The 20,664-nt window shown below is 57.1% G+C and carries 23 protein-coding genes; 8 read left to right on the plus strand and 15 right to left on the minus strand.

The genetic code is table 11. From position 1 onward, the window contains the following. The first annotated feature begins 18 nt into the window (after positions 1-18). On the plus strand, positions 19-339 hold the full coding sequence (yjdP, locus tag LH23_RS06880) for a DDRRRQL repeat protein YjdP (protein ID WP_039289419.1): 321 nt from the start codon (positions 19-21) through the stop codon (positions 337-339). Here the strand turns inward: yjdP and phnP are convergent. The 13 genes from phnP to LH23_RS06945 all read right to left on the minus strand — a co-directional run bounded on the left by phnP (position 336) and on the right by LH23_RS06945 (position 9,856). Next, positions 336-1,094, minus strand: a complete 759-nt coding sequence (gene phnP, locus LH23_RS06885; protein WP_039289421.1) for a phosphonate metabolism protein PhnP — start codon at positions 1,092-1,094, stop codon at positions 336-338. The genes yjdP and phnP overlap by 4 nt on opposite strands. Further along, on the minus strand, positions 1,072-1,539 hold the full coding sequence (gene phnO, locus LH23_RS06890; RefSeq protein WP_039289423.1) for an aminoalkylphosphonate N-acetyltransferase: 468 nt from the start codon (positions 1,537-1,539) through the stop codon (positions 1,072-1,074). Before phnO ends, phnP begins: the two co-directional genes overlap by 23 nt. Then, on the minus strand, positions 1,532-2,119 hold the full coding sequence (phnN, locus tag LH23_RS06895; protein WP_231560186.1) for a ribose 1,5-bisphosphokinase: 588 nt from the start codon (positions 2,117-2,119) through the stop codon (positions 1,532-1,534). Before phnN ends, phnO begins: the two co-directional genes overlap by 8 nt. Beyond that, entirely contained in the window at positions 2,116-3,252 is a 1,137-nt protein-coding gene (phnM, locus tag LH23_RS06900) for an alpha-D-ribose 1-methylphosphonate 5-triphosphate diphosphatase (RefSeq protein WP_039289427.1), read from the minus strand. Before phnM ends, phnN begins: the two co-directional genes overlap by 4 nt. Beyond that, entirely contained in the window at positions 3,239-3,943 is a 705-nt protein-coding gene (gene phnL, locus LH23_RS06905; RefSeq protein ID WP_039289429.1) for a phosphonate C-P lyase system protein PhnL, read from the minus strand. The genes phnM and phnL overlap by 14 nt, the downstream gene beginning before the upstream one ends. 9 nt (positions 3,944-3,952) lie before the next feature. Further along, complete coding sequence (gene phnK, locus LH23_RS06910; RefSeq protein WP_008455724.1) at positions 3,953-4,711, minus strand: phosphonate C-P lyase system protein PhnK; 759 nt, start codon at positions 4,709-4,711, stop codon at positions 3,953-3,955. Next, entirely contained in the window at positions 4,708-5,553 is an 846-nt protein-coding gene (locus LH23_RS06915; RefSeq protein WP_008455722.1) for an alpha-D-ribose 1-methylphosphonate 5-phosphate C-P-lyase PhnJ, read from the minus strand. The genes phnK and LH23_RS06915 overlap by 4 nt, the downstream gene beginning before the upstream one ends. Next, positions 5,546-6,610 carry a carbon-phosphorus lyase complex subunit PhnI gene (locus LH23_RS06920; RefSeq protein ID WP_039289432.1) on the minus strand — a complete coding sequence of 355 codons (1,065 nt, stop codon included), beginning with the start codon at positions 6,608-6,610 and terminating at the stop codon, positions 5,546-5,548. Before LH23_RS06920 ends, LH23_RS06915 begins: the two co-directional genes overlap by 8 nt. Next, positions 6,610-7,194, minus strand: coding sequence for a phosphonate C-P lyase system protein PhnH (gene phnH, locus LH23_RS06925; RefSeq protein WP_008455719.1), 585 nt, complete (start codon positions 7,192-7,194; stop codon positions 6,610-6,612). The genes LH23_RS06920 and phnH overlap by 1 nt, the downstream gene beginning before the upstream one ends. Next, the gene (phnG, locus tag LH23_RS06930; protein WP_039289433.1) at positions 7,191-7,652 is read right to left on the minus strand and encodes a phosphonate C-P lyase system protein PhnG; all 462 of its coding nucleotides are present in this window, start codon (positions 7,650-7,652) and stop codon (positions 7,191-7,193) included. Before phnG ends, phnH begins: the two co-directional genes overlap by 4 nt. Beyond that, positions 7,653-8,378, minus strand: coding sequence for a phosphonate metabolism transcriptional regulator PhnF (phnF, locus tag LH23_RS06935; protein ID WP_039289435.1), 726 nt, complete (start codon positions 8,376-8,378; stop codon positions 7,653-7,655). It abuts the gene before it with no gap. Between the two features lie 616 nt (positions 8,379-8,994). Beyond that, positions 8,995-9,423: a VOC family metalloprotein YjdN gene (gene yjdN / locus LH23_RS06940; RefSeq protein ID WP_039289437.1), complete on the minus strand. Its 429-nt coding sequence runs from the start codon at positions 9,421-9,423 to the stop codon at positions 8,995-8,997. A gap of 97 nt (positions 9,424-9,520) precedes the next feature. After that, entirely contained in the window at positions 9,521-9,856 is a 336-nt protein-coding gene (locus tag LH23_RS06945; RefSeq protein WP_039289439.1) for a zinc ribbon domain-containing protein YjdM, read from the minus strand. Positions 9,857-10,265: 409 nt separating this feature from the next. Between LH23_RS06945 and LH23_RS06950 the strand changes: the two genes are divergently transcribed. The 3 genes from LH23_RS06950 to LH23_RS06960 all read left to right on the plus strand — a co-directional run bounded on the left by LH23_RS06950 (position 10,266) and on the right by LH23_RS06960 (position 14,277). Further along, on the plus strand, positions 10,266-10,934 hold the full coding sequence (locus LH23_RS06950) for a WYL domain-containing protein (protein ID WP_008455708.1): 669 nt from the start codon (positions 10,266-10,268) through the stop codon (positions 10,932-10,934). Between the two features lie 104 nt (positions 10,935-11,038). After that, the gene (gene crfC / locus LH23_RS06955; RefSeq protein ID WP_039289440.1) at positions 11,039-13,402 is read left to right on the plus strand and encodes a clamp-binding protein CrfC; all 2,364 of its coding nucleotides are present in this window, start codon (positions 11,039-11,041) and stop codon (positions 13,400-13,402) included. After that, complete coding sequence (locus LH23_RS06960) at positions 13,399-14,277, plus strand: YjcZ-like family protein (protein ID WP_231560173.1); 879 nt, start codon at positions 13,399-13,401, stop codon at positions 14,275-14,277. Before crfC ends, LH23_RS06960 begins: the two co-directional genes overlap by 4 nt. 14 nt (positions 14,278-14,291) lie before the next feature. Here the strand turns inward: LH23_RS06960 and LH23_RS06965 are convergent, their stop codons facing one another. Next, a complete protein-coding gene (locus LH23_RS06965) occupies positions 14,292-14,651 on the minus strand; it encodes a winged helix-turn-helix transcriptional regulator (protein WP_081946056.1) in 360 nt (119 codons plus the stop codon). 122 nt (positions 14,652-14,773) lie between these two features. On the opposite strand from LH23_RS06965, the gene LH23_RS06970 reads away from it, so the two are divergent. From LH23_RS06970 to LH23_RS06990, 4 genes are all read left to right on the plus strand, one after another. Continuing rightward, entirely contained in the window at positions 14,774-15,517 is a 744-nt protein-coding gene (locus LH23_RS06970; protein WP_039289443.1) for an SDR family oxidoreductase, read from the plus strand. A gap of 514 nt (positions 15,518-16,031) precedes the next feature. Continuing rightward, positions 16,032-16,346 (plus strand): PTS sugar transporter subunit IIB, encoded by a 315-nt coding sequence (locus LH23_RS06980; protein ID WP_039289446.1) that lies wholly within the window; start codon positions 16,032-16,034, stop codon positions 16,344-16,346. Positions 16,347-16,354: 8 nt separating this feature from the next. Continuing rightward, on the plus strand, positions 16,355-17,761 hold the full coding sequence (locus LH23_RS06985; protein ID WP_039289448.1) for a glycoside hydrolase family 1 protein: 1,407 nt from the start codon (positions 16,355-16,357) through the stop codon (positions 17,759-17,761). Further along, positions 17,745-19,073 carry a PTS sugar transporter subunit IIC gene (locus LH23_RS06990; RefSeq protein WP_039289450.1) on the plus strand — a complete coding sequence of 443 codons (1,329 nt, stop codon included), beginning with the start codon at positions 17,745-17,747 and terminating at the stop codon, positions 19,071-19,073. The genes LH23_RS06985 and LH23_RS06990 overlap by 17 nt, the downstream gene beginning before the upstream one ends. Positions 19,074-19,251: 178 nt before the next feature. Here LH23_RS06990 and LH23_RS06995 read toward each other — a convergent pair whose 3' ends face one another. Next, positions 19,252-20,472 carry an amino acid deaminase gene (locus LH23_RS06995; RefSeq protein ID WP_039289453.1) on the minus strand — a complete coding sequence of 407 codons (1,221 nt, stop codon included), beginning with the start codon at positions 20,470-20,472 and terminating at the stop codon, positions 19,252-19,254. Positions 20,473-20,664: the final 192 nt, after the last annotated feature.

The following is a 20,664-nucleotide window of genomic DNA, read 5'->3' on the forward strand; positions in this document are numbered from 1 at the left end:
CATCCCGGAGACTGACCGATGAAATCTTATGCCGCCGCGCTGCTGCTCGGCACGCTTTACCTGGCCTCGCCGTTCGCGCAGGCCGACGTGATTGATGACGCGATTGGCAATATCCAGCAGGCCTTTAGCGATGCCTACAAGCCGGGTGGCGACCGCGTTTATCATGATGACAATGACGATCCGGCGGATCAGCGCCGGCTTAGCCGTCAGGACGACGCCCGTTACCGCCAGCTGGAAGACAGGCGTCGTAGTCTTGATGAGCGCCAGAACCAGCTCGACCGCGAGCGCCAGCAGTTGGATGACGAAGAGAGCCGCCTGCAGGACGACGACGATCGTTAGTCCAGCACGATCTCCATGCCGTCAAAACCCGCTTCAAACCCTTCAGGCAATACGTTGTGCATCAGCCATTCATCAAACTGGTGGCTGATGTGGGTCAGCACGACTCGCGGACTGCCAATCTGCTCGTTCAGTGCGATCACTGTGGTTAGGTCGCAATGATTTTTTGGCGTGTCAGGCCGGGGTTCACGGCTGCAATCTATCACCACCACTTCCGGGCGGTTGGCGGCCAGAAACTTCAGGGTTTTGTCCGGCAGCCCCGCCGTATCACTTAGCCAGGCCAGTCGGCTGTACGCCGTTTCAAACAGATAGCCAAACGTCAGCTTTGAGTGCAGGAGCGGCAGTGGCGTGACGCGCAGCGCCTGGAGGGTGAAGGCGACAAACGGCTCGACGGTATGGCTAAAGTCCAGCAGGCCGGGGTGCTTGAACAGATCGTCGCAGCCCTGCTCATCCGGCGGGCCGTAAACCGGGATTTTCTCGCCCACTCCCCAGCGTAGCGGAAAGAGGCCCTGGACATGATCCATATGGTAGTGGGTGAGTAAAAACTGCTGAAAATCCCCCGGCTGCCAGCTGTCCATCAGGTCGGGCAGTCCCGCGTCTATCAGCGTAATCGCATCGTTATACTTGAGCACCGCGCTGCACGGGCGTCGGCGGTGGACCGGGTTGGTTCGCGCCCGTGAACAGGCGGCGCAGCGGCAGCCCCAGGCCGGGACAAGCTGCGCCCCGCCGGTGCCGCTAAGCGTTAGCGTGAGCGTCATCAGGTGTCTCCACCGGTTTGGTAAAGCGGATATGGGTGGCGCGGTAGCCTTCACGCTCGTAAAAACGATGGGCGTCTTTGCGGCTGGTGCTGGTCGAAAGCTCCGTCAGCTCTGCATCGGCTTTACGCGCTTTTTCTTCTGCCCAGGCGAGCAGCTGTTTACCGACGCCGTGGCCGCGTGCTTCTTCCAGCACCACCAGTTCCTGGATCTCGCCGATGCGGCGGGCGTGATGCAGATGGTATTGCAGGTGGAGGCTAATCATCCCCACGGCTTTGTTCCCTAACCACGCCAGTTGATAAAAGATATTTGGGTCACGCAGATTCTCCGTGAAGCAGGCGTTAAAGCCAGGGCGGTCGGCCTGAGCCTGTTTCAGCTCGCAAATCATGCGGTAAACGGTGTCGCTGTCTTCGATAGCGGCAGCTTTTAACTTAACAACATCAGACATGGCGGGGCTCCTTGCGGTGAAGAGGGATAACGTTCGAGCGGTGCTGGGCTAACAGCCGCATAAACAATGCGGCAGACTGTATCAGACTCCCGTCGTTGTTGAGTATCAGGCAATCGCCTCCCTCTGGCGAGTAAAGCGCGGCCCGCTGCAGCCGCTGCTCGATTTGCTCTGCGTTTTCCCGCCCGCGCTGTTCCAGCCGCTGGCGCAGCACGTCCGGGGAAACCTGCAGGCAGATGGGCACCAGCCCATCACCATAACGTTCCCGCGCCTGCTTCAGGTGCTGGCGCGAGCCGTTCACCACCACGTCAAATCCGGCTTCGAGCCATATATCCATTTCCACGCCGACACCGTAGGAGTGCTCGTGCGCCTGCCAGCTCAGAGCAAACAACCCCAGTTGCTGGCGCTGCTCAAACTCGTTTGCGCTCAGCGCAATGTGGTTCTCGCAGCCTGCGTCGGCGGCGCGGGTAATGTACCGGTGCGCCACCAACAGCCTGGCGTGCTCCTGCTGGCGCAGGGCGCTCAGCAGGCTGTCTTTGCCGGAGCCGGACGGGCCCATCAGCCAGATTAGTTTACTCATCAGAACACCCGAATTCCCTGGCGCCAGACGTGATCGACATGGATATGGTCGCCGTGCATGTGTGCCAGCACCAAATCCGCTCGTTTACCTTCCGCCAGCGTTCCCCGGTCGGTCAGGTTCAGCGCCCGTGCCGGGTTGCGAGTCACCAGGTGAATCGCCTGCGCCAGCGTAAAGCTGTTGCTGTCGTCGTGCGCCACGCGGAAAGCCGCATCCAGCAGGCTCGCCGGGTAATAATCTGAGGAAAGGATATCCAGCAGACCGGCCTGAGCAAGGTGGCTGGCCGCCACGTTGCCGGAGTGAGAGCCGCCGCGCACGATGTTTGGCGCGCCCATCAGCACGCTCATGCCGTGGCGGCGAGAAGCTTCGGCGGCTTCTTCCGTGGTCGGGAATTCGGCGATCACGCTGCCGATTTCATGGGACTCCACCACATGGGCGGTCGTCGCATCGTCATGGCTGGCGAGGGCGATATTGCGGTCGCGGCAGCGGGCGGCAATGGCCTGGCGGTTTGGCTGCGACCAGCGGGCCGCCAGCGTCAGCTGCTCTTCTTCAAAGCGGTCCATCTGCTCGTTGGTGAGATGGTATTTGCCCTGATAGTAGTCGCGGTATTTGGACAGTTCCGCGTACTGGCGCTGGCCCGGCGAGTGGTCCATCAGCGAAACGAGGGAGACCAGTTCGCGGTCAACCAGCTTGTCGAACAGCGGCAGCGTGGTGTGATGCGGCAGCTCGCAGCGCAGGTGCAGGCGGTGTTCGGCGCGGTTAAGGCCACGCTTTTGCGTATCCTCCACGGCGTTGATCATTTTTTCGAGGTTTTCCAGGCGGTCGCCGCCGTCACGCACGTCGCCGATGGCAACGGCATCCAGCACGGTGGTGATGCCGCTTGCCACCATCAGCGCGTCGTGGCTGCTCATGGCGGAGTGCGCCGGCCAGTCAACCTTTGGCCGTGGGGTAAAGAATTTATCCAGGTTGTCGGTGTGCAGCTCAATCAGCCCCGGCAGCAGCCAGCCGCCGCCGCCGTCGTGTGCGCCCGGCAGCTGGCTTTGGGTCTCGGCAAAGTTGCGAATCACACCGTCGGCCACTTCCAGTGAGCCACTGACCACTTCTTCTTCCAGCACCAGGCGAACATTATTGATAATCATGTTGGGGCTCCATCGCGGACATCGTATGCAGGCGGTCGGCCACCTGTTCACGTACAGCTTCATCGTGGAAGATGCCGACAATGGCCGCTCCACGCGCTTTTGCTTCCTGAATCAAAGCCACCACGGCGGCGCTGTTTTTGGCGTCCAGCGAGGCGGTAGGCTCATCAAGCAGTAAAATGGGGTAATCAACAATAAAGCCGCGGGCGATGTTCACGCGCTGCTGCTCGCCGCCGGAGAAAGTCGACGGGGCCAGATGCCACAGGCGCTCCGGCACGTTGAGCCGGGTCAGCAGGCTGGCGGCTTTTGCCTCGCACTCTTCGCGTGACACGCCCAAATCCAGCAGCGGCTGCATGACGACTTCGAGCGCGGAAATACGCGGGATAACGCGCAGGAACTGGCTCACCCAGCCGATGGTCTGGCGACGCACCGCCAGCACTTCGCGCGCCGGGGCCTGCACGATGTCGATCCACTCGTCGGCGTGCTTGACCCAGATGTGCCCTTCATCCGGCAAATAGTTGGCGTAGAGCGAGCGCAGAAGGGTGGATTTTCCGCTGCCGGAGTGGCCGTGCAGCACCACGCATTCACCGCCTTTAACTTCCAGCGAGGCGTTGGCCAGCACCGGCAGGCGAATGCCGTGCTGATGGTGCAGGACAAAGGTTTTGCTCAGGTTTTCAACCCGTATTCTGGTCATAGCGAGTACCTAATTCTGAAGGACGGAGGACACCAAAAGCTGGGTATACGGGTGATGCGGGTCGTCCAGCACGCGGTCGGTCAGTCCACTTTCCACCACTTTGCCCTGTTTCATCACCAGCAGGCGGTCGGCCAGCAGGCGAGCCACGCCCAGATCGTGGGTCACAATCACCACGGCCAGGTTCAGCTCTACCACCAGACCGCGCAGCAGATCGAGCAGGCGTGCCTGCACGGAAACATCCAGCCCGCCGGTCGGTTCATCCATAAACACCAGTTTCGGATGGGTGACCAGGTTGCGGGCGATTTGCAGGCGCTGCTGCATCCCGCCGGAAAACGTGGTCGGCAGGTCGTCAATGCGGGCCGACGGAATCTCCACTTCTTCCAGCCAACGCTGGGCGGTGGCACGAATATCGCCGTAGTGGCGCGCCCCGGTGGCCATCAGGCGCTCGCCGATGTTGCCCCCGGCAGAAACGTGGCGGCGCAGGCCGTCCATCGGATGCTGGTGAACCACGCCCCATTCGGTGCGCAGCAGGCGGCGGCGTTCGCCTTCCGACATGTCGTACAGCGAGCGGTCGAGGTAAATCACTTCCCCTTCCTGCGGCGCAAGGCGGGCGGAAATGGCTTTCAGCAGCGTCGTTTTGCCGGAGCCGGACTCGCCCACAATGCCCAGCACTTCCCCGGGCCAGAGGTCAAATGACACGTCCATAAAGCCTTTGCCGGGCGCATAGAGGTGGGTGAGGTTATTCACCGAAAGTAACGGGCTGGTCATGACTGAGAGGCCTCACTGTTCTGGCGGCAGTAGTCGGTATCGGAGCAGACGAACATGCGGTTGCCCGCGTCGTCGAGCACCACTTCATCAAGGTAGCTGTGGCGTGACCCACAAATCGCGCACGGCTCTTCCCATTCCTGAACCTGGAAGGGATGGTCGTCGAAGTCGAGACTCTCTACGCGGGTAAACGGCGGCACGGCGTAAATGCGTTTTTCGCGTCCGGCGCCGAACAGCTGCAGCGCAGGGGACATGTGCATTTTTGGGTTATCGAATTTCGGGATCGGCGACGGGTCCATCACGTAGCGATCGTTCACCTTCACCGGGTAGGCGTAGGTGGTGGAGATATGGCCGAAGCGGGCGATATCTTCGTACAGCTTCACCTGCATCACGCCGTACTCTTCCAGCGCGTGCATAGTGCGGGTTTCCGTTTCGCGCGGTTCGATAAAGCGCAGCGGTTCAGGGATCGGCACCTGATAAATCAGGATCTGATCTTCCACCAGCGGCGTTTCCGGGATGCGGTGGCGGGTCTGCACCAGCGTCGCGTCTTCGGTGCGTTCGGTGGTGTTCACGCCGGTCACCCGCTTGAAGAAGTTGCGGATCGAGACTGCGTTGGTGGTGTCGTCCGCGCCCTGGTCAATCACCTTCAGCACGTCAGACTCGCCAATCAGGCTGGCGGTCAACTGAATGCCGCCGGTGCCCCAGCCGTAAGGCATCGGCATTTCGCGCCCGCCAAACGGCACCTGGTAACCTGGAATCGCCACCGCTTTTAGCATTGCGCGGCGGATCATGCGTTTGGTTTGCTCGTCCAGATAGGCAAAGTTATAGCCGCTCAGGTTAGCCATTGGCTCGCTCCTTTATCAGGCGGTTAAGCAGCTCCAGTTCGGCCTGGAAATCCACGTAATGAGGCAGTTTGAGGTGGGACACAAAGCCTGCCGCTTCCACGTTATCCGCGTGGGATAACACGAACTCTTCGTCCTGCGCCGGGCCAGCGACGTTTTCGTCGTAGTCGGGCGCCTGCAGCGCACGGTCAACCAGCGCCATCGCCATGGTTTTGCGCTCGCTCATGCCAAACGCCAGGCCATAGCCGCGGGTGAAGTGCGGCGGTTCGTCTGCCGGGGCCACAAAGCCGTTCACCATTTCGCATTCGGTCATCAGCAGTTCACCGATGTTCACCGCAAAACCCAGCTCTTCCGGCACAATTTCGATGTCTACGTAGCCGCTACGGATCTCGGCGGCAAACGGGTGGTTGCGTCCGTAACCACGCTGGGTGGAGTAGGCGAGGGCCAGCAGGTAGCCTTCGTCGCCGCGGACCAGTTGTTGCAGACGCGAAGAGCGTGAGCACGGGTAAACCGGCGGGTTGCGGGTGATGTCGTCCGGCTGCGCGCCGTCGTCTTCTTCGACTTTGGCCAGACCCTGTTTCGCCAGCATGCTGAACACATGCGGGGCCGGAGCGCTTTGCTCGTCGGCCGGTTCGGCGTCAGGGACTTCGCCGTTAGCCAGCAGCGTGAAGTCCAGCAGGCGGTGCGTGTAGTCGTAGGTTGGGCCCAGCAACTGGCCGCCAGGAACGTCTTTATAAACGGCGGAAATACGGCGCTCGAGGCGCATTTCGGCGGTGTTCAGCGGCTCGCTCACGGCAAGACGAGGCAGCGTGGTGCGGTAAGCACGCAGCAGGAAAATCGCCTCGATCATGTCGCCGCTGGCTTGCTTGATGGCCAGCGCGGCGAGTTCCCGGTCGGCGATACCGCCTTCCGTCATCACGCGGTCAACGGCCAGGCCGAGCTGCTGCTCAATCTGCGCGACGCTAAGCTCTTTCAGCGTCTCATCGCCGCGTCGGTTGCGTTCCTGCAGGGCGTGGGCGGCGGAGATTGCCTTCTCGCCCCCTTTGACTGCGACGTACATCAGCACACCTCCACGTGGGTGGTCCGTGGGATAGCCAGCAGGCGATCGCCACAGGTCAAAATCAGGTCAATGCCCAGCGGGAACGGGTGCGGGCGTTCGGTCAGTTCGTGCAGGACGCATTCCGGCAGCTGCGGGGCGATCATGCGTTCTTCGTTGATGCCCGCGCCGGTCAGACGAAGCATGCGGCCGCCGCTCAGGCTGGACACCTGAAGAATCAGCGTCGCGCTGGTATCGGGGGCGATGTCGCAGCCCTGAGCCAGCAGGTTCAGCTGTTCGGAAGAGATAGCGTCGCTGGCGACGGCGAACTGCGCGTGGTCAGGCTGTTCGCACAGCGGCGCATTGGTATGAAAACGAATGTTCTGCGCGGCAATATCGTTGCCCAACGTGGCGTCGATCCACACCGGCGTGTCGTTATCGGCCAGCGTTAGCAGTACGCTGGTGGTCGCTACGTTCAGCGGTAGCCAGCCCTGCTGGAGCGAGGTCAGCGCAACAATCACGCCCGGCTCGCTCATCGCTTTGAGCAGGCGACGAAAACTCTGCTGGGCATCCTGCACCGGAAGGGTAAAAGCGGTCATTAAAGTCATGCGTTGTCTCCGCGTACCAGCGTGAAGAAGTCCACGCGGCTGCTGTTAACTTCCGCACGGCGAGCGGCAAGGCGTTGTTCGCGGTTGGCCGCCAGCGGTGCGATTAAGGTTTCTTGTAGCGTGTGAAAATGCGCGGTTTCCTGCATCAGGGCGTCGATCACTGCACAACATTCGGCGTGCTGTTTGTCGCGGCCAAGCAGGTAGCTGTAGCCGTAGGTGCCGCTCGCCAGTTTGACTACCGAGCGGGTCAGCGTGGCGTCGCCGGTGAAAAAGCGTTGGCCGGTGCCGCCCATGCGGGCCTGCACCTGAACCAGGCCGATTTCTGGCGCGCGAATGAGTGTGTAATCCGCCTGAATGTTCAGGCTGTTCCAGCGCTCAAGAAGCTCCTGCGGTTGGCTGTGTGACAGCACCGCCATCCACTCGCGGCGCTGTTCGGTGTTGAAATGGCTGGTGTCCATTTAGTGCTCCATGGTGAATTCAATCATGTCGGCACGGGTCAGGCTGACGGAGTACTCCGTCGGCCTGGCCTCGCCTTCACGGTGGTTAAGGGTGCGAACACAGAGCAGCGGCGCCATGTTGGGGATTTCCAGCAGGCGGCTCTCTTTGGCCTGGGAACGACGAGCGCTGATGCGGGTTTGGGCGCGGGTCAGGGCAATGCCTAACTCGGCCTGGAGGAAATCGTGTAGCGATCCCTGGCTGAAGGTTTGCAGTGCTGGCCACCAGGACTGCTCGGCGAAGTAGTGGTCGATGATGCACACCGCGATACCGTTCACCCGGCGCAGGGTGCGCAGGTGAATAACGTTGTCTCCCTCGGCCAGCCCCAGCGCATCCGCCACGTCCTGAGAGGCCGGGCGAATCACCGCCAGCAGGCGTTCGCTGGTGGGATGGCTGCCCTGATCCAGCAGGTTCTGGCTAAAACGCGCCTGAGCGTTCAGCGGGTAATCAAACGGACGCATCAGTACCAGCACGCCGACGCCTTGGCGGCGCTGCACCCAGCCTTTGTTGACCAGTTCGTCAATGGCACGGCGCAGCGTATGGCGGTTGACTTCGTAGTAGGCGGCCAGCTGTGTTTCGGCAGGCAGATAGTCGCCGCAGCGGTAGTTGTTGCGCAGCTCCTGCTCGAGCCGGGCGGCTATCTCCTGATAGCGGGTTGGGTAACTGGTCGGATGTCTGGACAAGTGCATAACAGTCAAAGCCTCTCAAATCAGATAAAGCGAATGCGCACGCACGGCTGCTGGGCTGTGCATGGGTTTTGCTTGATGAGGTGAAGAGTCGTTTGCATCACGGGCCTCCTTCAAAAGTTGCCTCATGGTGCCGGGGGAAAGTGACGGTTTTGTTAATGATTGGTTTCTGTACGATGAAGAGTTGAAGTTTGCGGTCAGCACACAACCCTGTTTTTCGAGGAATCAGAGAGTTGCTTTGTGTTCGCTAAAAAACGGGGAGAGGGCGGGGAGTACAAGGGTAAGGGCAGGACAATCACCCGTAGGCAATTTTTACCCGTTGTGCTTGTCATTGATTGATGAATATATTCTATATCCAGATGTTGTTTCTCTTTTAAATATATTCCCTTATTACTGAAATAATAGGGTTAGATTCGGAGTAATTAATTTGGCACCTATGCCGATCGCGTCCTGGTATGTTGACTATTTTTGTCAGGAATAAATTCTTTTAAAAGGAATAGTGAAATAGTATCAAAAAAATGAATATATAAGCTGCATTGATTTTCTTGAGTTTTTAATCGCTAATAAAAATAAAGGGCCCGGATTAGCAGGCCCCAAAAGAATAATTGAATATGCAGCTTTATCTTTCGACGTTGACCATCCACGGAATGCCGAACTTATCCGTCAGTGAACCATAGCCTTTTGCCCAGAAGGTTTCGCCCCACGGCATGGTTACGGTGCCGCCCGCAGCCAGTCCGTCAAACCAGCGTTTACCCTCTTCTAAATGAGCGCTTACCAGGCAGAGCGAAAAACCAGTGTGTTGGGGTTTTTCTCCGCTCATGCTGGCGTCGGTCATCATCAGAGCGCCGCCAGTCACCCGCAAACAGGCATGCATGATGCTGTCGTCGGCATACTCGGTCTCGCCGCTGCAACCTTCTGTATTCTTCGCCTCTTTGGGCATTTCACCGAAGGTGATTTTGTATGTCAGCTCAGCGCCTAAAACCTGCTGATAAAAGGCGATCGCCTCCGCGCAGCGGCCGTTTAATGAGATGTAGGGTCCTAAAAACATAACCGAATCCTCTGTAAGGAGAGTACAGAAGAAGTGTAGGTTGTGCGGGAGAGGTAAGCCAGGCGGGGCAGGCAGCAGAGCCGCCTGCCGGGGGATATCAGTTCTTTTTCACAAACTCGGACTTCAGCTTCATTGGGCCAAAACCGTCGATTTTACAGTCGATATTGTGATCGCCCTCTACCAGGCGAATGTTCTTCACTTTGGTGCCGATCTTTAACATCGAAGAGCTGCCTTTGACCTTCAAATCTTTCACCACGGTGACGCTGTCGCCGTCGACCAGCAGGTTGCCGTTGGCATCTTTTACTACCAGCGCGGCGTCTTCTTCGCTCGCCGCGGCCGGGTTCCATTCATGAGCGCACTCCGGGCAAATCAGCATGCCGTTGTCTTCGTAGGTGTATTCGGAATTGCACTTCGGGCAATGAGGGAGTTGCATTATCTGATCCTCAAGGTGAGATAAAGTAATGAAAAATAGCGATTTGGCCGTAAAAATATGCTGAATCGCGAAAAAGTGCTGAGATTATACATCAAATCCCTACATTTGCAGGGATTATTGCCGTAAACCTATGCCCGGCGGGCTTTCTGGCCGCCATAAAGTGCAAAAAACCTTTCATTCAAAGAAATAAGCACCAAATTTAACTTAAAGTTCAGGCTTTAATTGCCGTTAAATAAGGCTAATTTAACTTAGTTTCACTTCGCTTCGAGCAAGTCTGCCAGCATGGGCTGCTGCGCTATACCTGTTTGAAAAAATAAAAAAAAGCGTATTGCGCTGACACCTCCTGTCACTTGACAGGGGTATGGTTGGGCCTATGGATGTACCGATACAGAGGCAGGAACCGATGAGAATGAAAGGCGCGAAAGTAAAAGTTGCAGATCGACTGGCCGAAATCGTCTTAAGTCTTTATCAGGGGGAAACCCTTTCCGCTGATATTATCCGCCAGCGTTTTGATGTAGATATGCGAACTGCGTATCGTGATTTGAACCGGCTTGGTGCTATTCTGGAGGACGTCGGCGAGGGGAAAAAGCGTCTCTCTTCGCATTTAAAAGGACAGTTTAACGTAAACGACCTGTTACGCATTACTAAACGCGTAGGGCTTGCTGCGTTTTATCCGTGGTACGACATAAAGAGCCATAATCAATATATTACGCTACGCGCTATTCCAGATTTATTGGTTGTAGGGTATGAATATGAAAATAGCCCACAGCGTAAAGCTATTTTTTATCCATTATTTGACGATCGGGATGATCCTGGTGGGGAAAGGGTAAAAACGGAAGTGCTGTTACAGGTTTCCGCGCAGGCGGCTGAACATTTTAAACAGCGCAAGCTATTACCTTTTCAAAAAACCGTCAGAGAGCTTGATAACGGAGAGTTACTTCTGGCGAGTCATATTGCTTCGCCAGAACAATTGTTTCCGCTGGTGCAGTATTGGATACCGCATCTCACCATTATTTCTCCGCAGGTCTGGCAGAGCGACTTAAAAGCCAGGATCGCGGCATGGTGTAATGTTAATTAATAAATTATTTCCCTCACGTAATTATAAAAACCGGTATTGCCATGATTACAACTAAACGGTGGCGGTCATAAAACCGGGTAATTTGAGTTAAGGAAAGATTTTTTATGCACACACAAACTATTTTTGAATTGAGTCAGGAAGCCGAGCGGCTTTTGCAATTAGCGTTGCAAAACCTTAACGCTTTAAAAGTCGCTCCGCTGGCTTTGCAAAATGAACAAAATAGCGCTTTAGCGAACCCTGTGGCGACGGTACATCCATTGAAATTTAGCCCACGCGGCATCGAACTGCAGAAAGATATGCTGCAAAACGAAAGGCGTAAAATAACCCAACATGAAATGGTTCTGGCGATTGTCGGCACCATGAAGGCGGGGAAGTCGACCACCATTAATGCCATTGTCGGTACGGAGGTTCTGCCAAACCGCAACCGGCCCATGACGGCGTTGCCGACGCTGATCCGCCACACGCCGGGCCAGCGCGAGCCGGTGCTGCATTTTCCCTATGTGCAGCCGATAGAAAGCCTGATGGGGGAGTTGCAGGAGAAACTGCTGATCACCAGCCGGGAAGCGCTGGCGCGCAAGCTGGAAGTGGACCGGGATATGGAGGCGCTCATCGCCCGGATCGCCAACGGCAAAGGCTTTGAGCGCCACTACCTTGGCGCGCAGCCTATTTTCCACTGCCTGAAGAGCCTGAACGATCTGGTGCGTCTGTGCCGGGTGCTGGATGTGGCTTTCCCCTTCAAAGCCTATGCCGCTATTGAGCATGTGCCGGTCATTGAGGTGGAATTTGTGCATCTGGCCGGCCTCAAAAATGGCCACGGCCAGCTGACGCTGCTGGACACGCCTGGACCGAACGAAGCGGGGCAGCCGCACCTGCAAAAGATGCTGAAAGAGCAGCTGGCGCAGGCTTCCGCCGTGCTGGCGGTGATGGACTATACGCAGCTCAAGTCCATCTCCGACGAAGAAGTCCGCGAGGCGGTGCTCGGCGTCAGTAAATCGGTGCCGCTGTATGCGCTGGTGAACAAGTTCGATCAGAAGGATCGCAACGGCGACGATGCCGCTCAGGTGAAGGCGATGATCGCCGGGACGCTGATGAAGGACAGCATCGCGCCGGAAAACGTGTTCCCGGTGTCGAGTATGTGGGGCTACCTTGCTAACCGCGCCCGCTATGAGCTGGCCACGCATGGCCGTTTACCCGATCCCGAAGAGCAGCGCTGGGTGCAGGATTTTGCGGAAGCGGCATTAGGTCGGCGCTGGCGCAGCGCGGATTTGGCCGATATTGAGCACCTGCGCCACGCGGCGGATTTGCTGTGGGAAGACTCTATGTTTGAGTCACCGATTGAGACCATCCTGCATACTGCGCACGCTAACGCTTCTCTGTACACGCTGCGCGCGGCGTGCCACAAGCTGCTGGATTATGCCGAGGGTGCTGAGCGTTACCTGAGTTTCCGTTGCCAGGGGTTGCAGGTGGCTAACGACAGTTTGCAGGAGAATATTCGGCAACTGGAGCAGGATATTCAGCTGCTGCTGCAGACTCAGCAGTCGGTGAGCGCGGTGATTCAGCAGCAAGTCAGCGAGGCCCTCGCCGGCATAGGCGATTTTGTGCAGCGCTTTGAAACTCAGATTCATAGCGACCTGAAAACCTATTTCCGGGAAGGGCGGCTGGGCGCAGAGAAGCTGCATCCGCTATACCTTCATACCTTAACGCGGAACGTGGATTTTTCGCCGGGCAGCGACAAGCTGATGGGCGAAGATGAAGCGACGGCCCGCACCCTGTTACACAAGGTTCGCGCGTCCAGCGAAAGCATTTTATTTGCCGCCCAGCAAACGCTTAGCGGGGAGCTTGGGGCGCTGCTCAGTAACCTTGAGGCGAGCCTGAGCTATACGCTGCAGTCGGCGTTGAAACCTATTGAGCAGCGGGTGAGCGACGGCCTGAAAGTGGCGGGGTTCCGTGCCCAAATCAGCCTGCCTGCGTTCCAGGCCAGCCAGCTTAATTTTAATACCCACTCGGCGTTCACCAACGTTATCGAAAACCAGGAAGTGGCTATGTCGGCAATGCAGCCGCAAAACGGGATGCGGGGCGTGCTGGCGCGCTGGCTAAACGGCGTGGACTGGGGCTGGGAAGATTACGCGGCCACCCATAGCCGCTACGTGATTGACCTGGAGAAGTTACAGCAAAAACTGCATGACCATGTGTCGACGTTCCTGGGCCAGATAAACCAGGCCATTACCGCGCAGGTGGATATTTCCGTCACGGCCGGGATGGCGACGTTTTTCGCTGATTTTGCCAGCGTATTGGATGCTATTCACAGCAATTTACGCCAGAGTCTTTCCGCGAAGCAGCAGAACGACAGCGTGCTGTTTTCTCTCCAGAGCAAGCTGGAACAGAGTGTCAGAACGGCACGTTACATTCACGAGGATACCCGCCTGTTGCGCGATGATATCCAGACGCTTTTCTCAGCGGAGCAATGATGAGCAGTGTATTAATCGAAGGGCCAATAAGAACCCTCAGCTGTCTTAGCGAAAAATTTGTCGTCGATTTTGCCATGGGGATTGATGTCGCCCGCCAGCCGTGGGGCAGCCCGCAAAGTCAGGCGTTTTATGAGCAGCTTTTGGCGCTGTTCGTCGTGGTGGCCCGGCGGCAGGCCGGGATAGCCGGAATACCGCCGCAGGACGAGCTTGACGCGTCGTTGATAAGCCTCGGCCAGCTGTCGGCAGACCTGGCCAAAAGCTACTTAGCCAACAGCCAGATAAGCGAGAGGATTGCCCAGCTAGAGCCGGTTTCTGCCCGCACGGCGCACCACTCAGCAGCGGCTCGTGAGCGGCTTCAGGCCCTGCGCGAGCACTTTTCTCAGCGGCTAACCCGGCTGGAAGAGGAGTTTCAGCACAGCGATCTTGTTCGCCAGGGCATGGTTCACAGCGAGCAGATTTTTTCCCGCTGGCGCAGCGGGCACTATTTTTCGTTCTCTCCGGCGGCGCGTTGCTACGTCGCGCTGGAAGAGCTGCGCTGGGGGACCTTTGGCGATGCTGTTCGTCTGGGGACGGCGGAACAGGCGGAGGCGTTGATTGAGCATGTGCGCAGTCTCGCCATCAGCCGCCTGGCGGAGGAAGTGAATGCTTCCCCTCGCACCCGGCACTATTTCCATGACTGGCTGGCGACGCCAACGTCACCGGGTTTGCTGGAGCATAAAGACGCTTTAACCTGGCTTGGCGACGGCTGCGACATCGAACGTCAGCCGATCTGTTACTCGGTCACCCAGAGCTGGCAGGGCGTGGCGCTGGGGATGCCGCGTATTTGTTCGGCCATGCGCCTCGGCAGCGCGCTGGTCGACGAAGTTTTTGGCTAACTGATTTAGCGTTCTCAGGGAAGAGATAGCTCCATCTCACCGGCATTCTCCCTCATCCATTCGGCGAGTGAATCCAGCGTTGGGCGCAGAGACTTACCGAGCGCGGTGATCTGATATTCCACGCGCGGCGGGACTTCCGCAAAAACTTGCCTCACCACCAGGCCGCGAGCTTCAAATTGACGAAGCTGGCGGGTGAGCTCTTTCTGCGTAATAGGGCTGACCGCCCGCTGCAGGTCGCTAAACCGCACCGGATCGTTGAGCAGGATCAGGCGGTACAGAATCGGAATGGCCCATTTGCCTGAAATAAGGTTCACAAAATTCACCATCGGGCAGTCGCTGCCCGCCGGTGGCAGGATTGAAAAATTTTTTGTCATGCTGGCTCCCGGTACACGCTAATGCGCCCTTTGTGGTTCGTTAGTATCCATTTGGTGCCTACTATCCAAAGGATACTATAGCGGAAATAATGCCCTCACCAACCCTTTATTAGGACACGACGATGGGCAGACTTGACGGCAAATACGCCTTGATAACCGGCGGCACCAGCGGCATTGGGCTTGAAACGGCGCGGCAGTTTATTGCCGAGGGCGCAACGGTGGCGATCACCGGGCGTAGCGAACAGGGGCTACAGGCAGCCAAAGAGGTTTTGGGCAATGTGCACCTGATTAAAAGCGATGCGGGCGATATCGCCGGGCAGCGTGCGGTGGCGGCAGAGTTGAAGCAGCTCTGGCCAAGGCTGGATGTGCTCTACATCAATGCGGGGGATGTGACGCATCACTCGCTGGAAGACTGGGACGAACAGGCGTATGACCGGCTGATGAACATCAATCTCAAGGGCCCGTTCTTCCTGATTCAGGCGCTGCTCCCGCAGCTGGCTAACCCTTCTTCGGTGATTGTGTGCGGCTCGGTCAGCGCGCGTATCGGTCTGCCGCAGACCAACGCCTACGCCGCGAGCAAAGCAGGGATCCTTTCTCTGGCTCGTACGCTTTCCGGGGAGCTGCACCCGCGTGGGATTAGGGTGAACGGCCTGAGCCCAGGCCCGACGGAAACCCCGGCGCTGGGCAAACTGGGCAATGGCGTAGCCGCCGACACACTGCGGGAAGCGATCCGCGATCTTGTGCCGATTGGGCGTCTCGGCACGGTGCTGGAACTGGCAAAAGCCGCCGTGTTCCTGGCGTCTGACGAATCCGCCTTTGTGGTAGGCACGGACCTTTTGGTCGACGGTGGTGTGGGGAGTTTGTAGTTTTTTACCCTCACCCTAACCCTCTCCCTGGAAGGGAGAGGGGATAAAAAAGCTGCTTTTCCATGTGGCTGTGGGGAGAGGGAATAGCCTACGTTCTCTGGCGCTTGTTTTCCCGCTCTCTCTGGAAGGGAGAGGGGATAAACAAAGCTGCCGTTCCCATGTGGCTGTGGAGAGGGAATAAACCTTGTTCTCTGGTACTTCTTTTCCCCCTCTCCCTCTGGGAGAGGGCCGGGGTGAGGGGATGGCGCACGATTAAGATGAATTTCTGCCTGTGACCGCTGCACCATTCTCATCAATAAAACCGCGCTAAAAGACGAACGCCACCAGAAAAGTAACATTCTTATCAGTCTGTTTATTATCACTTTTAATGTATTTCCTGGCGTTCATTAGTCAAAAGTACCAGCCGCTAAAAGCAAATCTGTGCCGCCCCTCACTTGTGGCTTTTTTCACCGCTACCCAGAATATATTTGGCCGCATATCGCGGACACTGCATTGATTCTCTGAGGGAAAAGTGATGAAAAAAATCTTCTTATGCTGTGCTGCGGGGATGTCCACCAGCATGTTAGTGGAAAGAATGAAGCAGTCCGCGCAAAGCCGTGATGTGGCGGTGGAAATTACCGCCGTGCCGGTGTCCGATTTCGACCAGATTATCGATGAGGCCGACGTTATCCTCCTCGGGCCGCAGGTGAAATTTCAGCTGCAAAACCTCAGCGCGGCGGCGGCACCTCACGGCGTTCCGGTGGCGGCCATCGACATGATGCATTACGGCTCGATGCAGGGTGACAAGGTACTGGATCACGCGCTGTCGCTGCTGAAAACTGCTAAATAGGGGGCTGTATGAAATACCGCTTTCCTGAAAAATTTTGGTGGGGTACGGCGACCAGCGCCACGCAGTCGGAGGGGCGAGTTGAGGGCGATGGCAAAGGCGATAATATCTGGGATTTCGCCTCGCATGAGTTTAATGGCCGTTTTTACAACGGCATCACCTCCGACGAAACCTCTACGTTTTATCAGCGCTGGCGGGAAGACATTCAGCTGGCGAAAAACATTGGTCTGAATTCATTCCGCACGTCGATCTCCTGGTCCCGCCTGATCCCCGACGGCGACGGAGAAGTTAATCCTCAGGCCGTGCAGTTTTATAACGATGTGATTGACGAGCTGATCCGCCAGGGCATTGAGCCTTTTATCAATCTCTACCATTTTGATATGCCGATGGCATTGCAGGCAAAAGGCGGGTTTGAAAACCGAGAAGTGGTGGATGCTTTCGCTCGTTACGCGGGAATTTGCTACCGCCTGTTCGGCGATCGGGTGCGCTACTGGTTTACCTTCAATGAGCCGCTTATTCCCGCCGAAGCGGGCTATCTGCATCCTCGCCATTACCCTTACGTGACGGATTTCCGTCGTGCGGCTCAGGTGCTGCACCACATTGTTATCGCCCACTGCAAAGCGGTTGCCGCCTGGCGCGAGCTGAATCTTGAGGGGCAGATTGGCATCATCATGGATGTCATTCCCGTCTACCCGCGCAGCGACAGCCCGGAAGATTTGCGGGCAGCAGAAATGGCCGACCTGTTCTACACGCGCAGCATAAACGAACCGATGCTGCTTGGGCGCTACCCTGCCGAGCTGGTGGCGCTGCTGAAAGAATACGATGTGCTGCCAAAAATATTGCCAGGTGACTGCGAGCTGATTGCCGCGACCCACGTCGATTTACTGGGCATCAACTATTATCGCCCGCGCCGGGTCAAAGCGCGTGAGACGCTGCTTGAGGAGCCACACGGTTTTGTGCCGGAGCGCTTTTTTGAAGAGTACGTGATGCCGGGGCGGCGGATGAATACCTCGCGCGGGATCGAGATTTACCCGCCTGCGCTGTACGACATCGCCATGCTGGTGAAAGAGCGTTACGGCAACCTGCCGTGGTTCGTCTCCGAGAACGGCATCGGCATTATGGACGAAGAGCATTTCATGGTGGACGGCGAAGTGCAGGACGATTACCGCATCGAGTTTCTTCAGGAACATTTGGCCTGGCTGCACAAAGCGATGGCGGAGGGCAGCCAGTGTCTGGGCTACCAGATGTGGACCTTCATCGACTGCTGGTCGTGGCAGAATGCCTATAAAAACCGCTACGGCTTCTATCGGCTGGATTTAGCCACCCAGCAGCGTTCGCTGAAAAAGTCCGGGCGCTGGTTCAGTGCCGTGATTGAGCACAATGGTTTTGAGGAGGCTGACCATGTCGGGCTTCGATAAGTTAGCTGAAAAGCTGATGCCGGTGGCGAACGCGATTGGCAACCAGCGGCATATGCAGGCGATTCGTAACGGGCTGATTTCGATTCTGCCGCTGACCATCGTCGGCTCTTTCTTCGTGATTTTGCTGAACATCCCGATTAAGGGCTACATGGATTTTATTGCGCCGTGGCGCGATATGCTGGATGTGCCGTTCCGCTTTACCGTCGGGCTGATGTCGCTGTACGCCGCGTTTACCATTGGTTCGTTCCTCGGCAAAAGCTACAAGCTGAATGACATTACCAGCGGCCTGCTGGCGATGCTGGCGACGCTGCTGATGATTGTGCCGGTGAACATCAAGCAGGGCGTGACCGTGGCGGGCGAAGCGGTGGCGGGGCGCTACATCCCCATCACTTCGCTGAGTTCTCAGGGGCTGTTTGGCGCGATTATCTCTTCGCTGATTGCCATTGAGATTTACCGCTTTATCAAAGTCCGCAACATCGAAATCAAAATGCCCGCGGGCGTGCCGCCGGTGGTCGCCAGCTCGTTTTCGGCGCTGTTCCCGACGCTTGCCGTGGTGCTGGTGTTCTGGATCCCTCGCCATTTTCTGAACATCGATATCAACGCCATCATCAGCTACATCATTATGCCGCTGAAGGGCTTTATGACCGGCACCAACCTGTTTGGCGGGATTGTGACCCAGTTCTTTATCGACGTGTTCTGGGTGCTGGGGATCCACGGCCATGCCGTGATGGGGCCGCTGATCCGCCCGCTGTGGGATCAGGCCATTGTGCAGAATATGGAGCTGTTCCAGTCCGGCGTGAGCGCCTATGAGCTGCCGAACATTTTCACCGAGCAGTTCTTCCAGTGGTATGCGCAGATGGGCGGCACCGGGTCAACGCTTGCGCTGGTGGTGCTGTTTATTCGCTCCCGCGTTATCTACCTGAAGCAACTGGGCAAGCTGTCGTTTATCCCTGGGCTGTTTAACATCAATGAGCCAATGATTTTCGGTGCGCCGATCGTGATGAATCCGATCCTCGCGATCCCGTTTATTCTGGCACCGATGGTGAATACCGTGGTGGTGTATTTGTTCACCATTAGCGGGCTGATCCCTCGGATGATGGTGAAGCCGCCGTTTACCGTTCCGGCGCCGCTCGGGGCGCTGATCACCACCAACTGGAACCTGATTGCCTGTGGGCTGGTGTTTATCTGCTTCTTTATTTCGCTGGCGATCTATTACCCGTTCTTTAAGGTGTATGAGAAGAAGATGCTGGAAACCGAGCTTCAGCAGAAGGAAGAAGAGGAGAGGGCTAAGGCGCTGGCTGAGGCTAAGTAAATTTTCTGTGGCCCCTCAGCCCCTCACCCCGGCCTTCTCCCCAGAGAGGAGAGGGGGAATTCAAAACTGAGTGGTTTGTTACCCCTTCTTCCCAGACGGGTGAGGGGGAAGCAGGCAACTGAGAGCCTTTTTTATCCCCTCTCCCTTCCAGGGAGAGGGTTAGGGTGAGGGTAACAACCTAGAACGCCGTCTCTAACTCATCCAGCACGTTATATTCGTCGTCCACCAGCAGCAGCGCCTTCCACTTATCAAACGTCAGGCACGGGTGAGAAGTGCTGAACACCAGAATATCCCCAACCTGCACGTCCGCGCCTGGCTTGAGTTTCAACATCGCATGCTGATCCATAATCCCGGTGGCTTCGATGGTTTCCGACGGCGAAGCCAGCGGCTTGCCCTGGCGATAGTGGGCTATCGGCTGCGGCAGGCCGGCATCAAACGCGCTGTCGCGCTTGCCAAAATTCACAATCGCCCGGTCGCTTTCCGGCACTGATTGCACCATTGCCGCCAGTTCCAGGGCGGAAACCAGGTCGCCGCCGAGATCGCAGGCGATCCGATCGCGCGCCATCAACTGATCCTGGGCTTCCTGATAAATACCGCCGTCGTGGGTGATGTAGCAGCCGGGGCGGATCGCAATCCGGCAGTTGGCCGGTTTTTCTGCGGCGAGCCAGATATTGCACACCACGTCGTACCATACTGAACCTGCGCCAGTGAGCAGGAATTCTCCATCAACATAGCGTTCCATCTGGCAGGCTAACGCGGCCGCCTCTTGCAGCAGCGCTTCTATTTTCGGCTGCGGATTTTCACCGTGCAGCACGCCTTCGTACAGCTCCAGGCCGCGTAAATTCAGGCCGGGTAATTCTGCCACCAATTTCGCCAGCGCCAGCGCTTGTTCTGTACTGCGGCAGCCGCAGCGGCCTCCGGGTACGCCAAGCTCAATCAGCACGTCGAGGGTTTGCCCCTGTTGGCTAAAAAAGTCTGACAGGGTACGGGCGTTTGCTTCGCTGTCCACGCAGCAGATGTAGTCGACGGCGGTATGTTTATGCTTCAACTGCGACACCAGCGTGATGTTCGCTTTGCCCACCAGTTGGTTAACCATCAGCACACGCTCAATGCCCGCGGACATCGCGATGCTCGCTTGCCATGCGCTGCCGACGCCGATGGCCCACGCGCCCGCTTTTTGCTGCTGCTGGAAGATCCACGGTGTCATGGTGGTTTTTCCGTGTGGCGCCAGCGAAACGCCGCGTGCATCGGCATAGGCCTGCATCCACCGGATGTTGTTTTTCAAAGCAGATTTTTTGATCAGCGCGGCGGGCAGACAGACGTCTTCGTTGAGGACATTGGCAGGGGAATGCATGAGGGCGGACTTATGGGGTACGAGGTTAATTTCCTGGTATTTCATAACGTATTTCCTCCGGGATCATTCTTTCTTTCAGATTAAGTATCAATTTTAACTTGATGTTATTTATATAAATTATTAAGTGATCTTAAATTTTATGAATAAAAGTATCATTGATTTGCAAGGGTTTTGTTTAGTTTTTCACTGTTTTTAAGGCTTGTAAATGGTTAACTTGCACGCAGATTATGACTGGCG

Source organism: Cedecea neteri (genome assembly GCF_000758305.1).
Lineage (GTDB): Bacteria > Pseudomonadota > Gammaproteobacteria > Enterobacterales > Enterobacteriaceae > Cedecea > Cedecea neteri_C.

Bases quoted from the DNA above. Each gene is read 5' to 3' on its own strand.
- crfC (WP_039289440.1), top strand. From the start codon at position 11,039: ATGCACACACAAACTATTTTTGAATTGAGTCAGGAAGCCGAGCGGCTT.
- phnK (WP_008455724.1), bottom strand. From the start codon at position 4,711: ATGACCAGCCCGTTACTTTCGGTGAATAACCTCACCCACCTCTATGCG.
- LH23_RS06980 (WP_039289446.1), top strand. From the start codon at position 16,032: ATGAAAAAAATCTTCTTATGCTGTGCTGCGGGGATGTCCACCAGCATG.
- LH23_RS06920 (WP_039289432.1), bottom strand. From the start codon at position 6,610: ATGTACGTCGCAGTCAAAGGGGGCGAGAAGGCAATCTCCGCCGCCCAC.
- phnF (WP_039289435.1), bottom strand. From the start codon at position 8,378: ATGCACTTGTCCAGACATCCGACCAGTTACCCAACCCGCTATCAGGAG.
- LH23_RS06995 (WP_039289453.1), bottom strand. From the start codon at position 20,472: ATGAAATACCAGGAAATTAACCTCGTACCCCATAAGTCCGCCCTCATG.
- yjdN (WP_039289437.1), bottom strand. From the start codon at position 9,423: ATGTTTTTAGGACCCTACATCTCATTAAACGGCCGCTGCGCGGAGGCG.
- yjdP (WP_039289419.1), top strand. From the start codon at position 19: ATGAAATCTTATGCCGCCGCGCTGCTGCTCGGCACGCTTTACCTGGCC.
- phnM (WP_039289427.1), bottom strand. From the start codon at position 3,252: ATGATTATCAATAATGTTCGCCTGGTGCTGGAAGAAGAAGTGGTCAGT.
- phnP (WP_039289421.1), bottom strand. From the start codon at position 1,094: ATGACGCTCACGCTAACGCTTAGCGGCACCGGCGGGGCGCAGCTTGTC.
- phnG (WP_039289433.1), bottom strand. From the start codon at position 7,652: ATGGACACCAGCCATTTCAACACCGAACAGCGCCGCGAGTGGATGGCG.
- phnL (WP_039289429.1), bottom strand. From the start codon at position 3,943: ATGACCAGAATACGGGTTGAAAACCTGAGCAAAACCTTTGTCCTGCAC.
- LH23_RS06945 (WP_039289439.1), bottom strand. From the start codon at position 9,856: ATGCAACTCCCTCATTGCCCGAAGTGCAATTCCGAATACACCTACGAA.
- LH23_RS06960 (WP_231560173.1), top strand. From the start codon at position 13,399: ATGATGAGCAGTGTATTAATCGAAGGGCCAATAAGAACCCTCAGCTGT.
- LH23_RS06950 (WP_008455708.1), top strand. From the start codon at position 10,266: ATGAAAGGCGCGAAAGTAAAAGTTGCAGATCGACTGGCCGAAATCGTC.
- LH23_RS06915 (WP_008455722.1), bottom strand. From the start codon at position 5,553: ATGGCTAACCTGAGCGGCTATAACTTTGCCTATCTGGACGAGCAAACC.
- phnO (WP_039289423.1), bottom strand. From the start codon at position 1,539: ATGTCTGATGTTGTTAAGTTAAAAGCTGCCGCTATCGAAGACAGCGAC.
- LH23_RS06970 (WP_039289443.1), top strand. From the start codon at position 14,774: ATGGGCAGACTTGACGGCAAATACGCCTTGATAACCGGCGGCACCAGC.
- phnH (WP_008455719.1), bottom strand. From the start codon at position 7,194: ATGACTTTAATGACCGCTTTTACCCTTCCGGTGCAGGATGCCCAGCAG.
- LH23_RS06985 (WP_039289448.1), top strand. From the start codon at position 16,355: ATGAAATACCGCTTTCCTGAAAAATTTTGGTGGGGTACGGCGACCAGC.
- LH23_RS06965 (WP_081946056.1), bottom strand. From the start codon at position 14,651: ATGACAAAAAATTTTTCAATCCTGCCACCGGCGGGCAGCGACTGCCCG.
- LH23_RS06990 (WP_039289450.1), top strand. From the start codon at position 17,745: ATGTCGGGCTTCGATAAGTTAGCTGAAAAGCTGATGCCGGTGGCGAAC.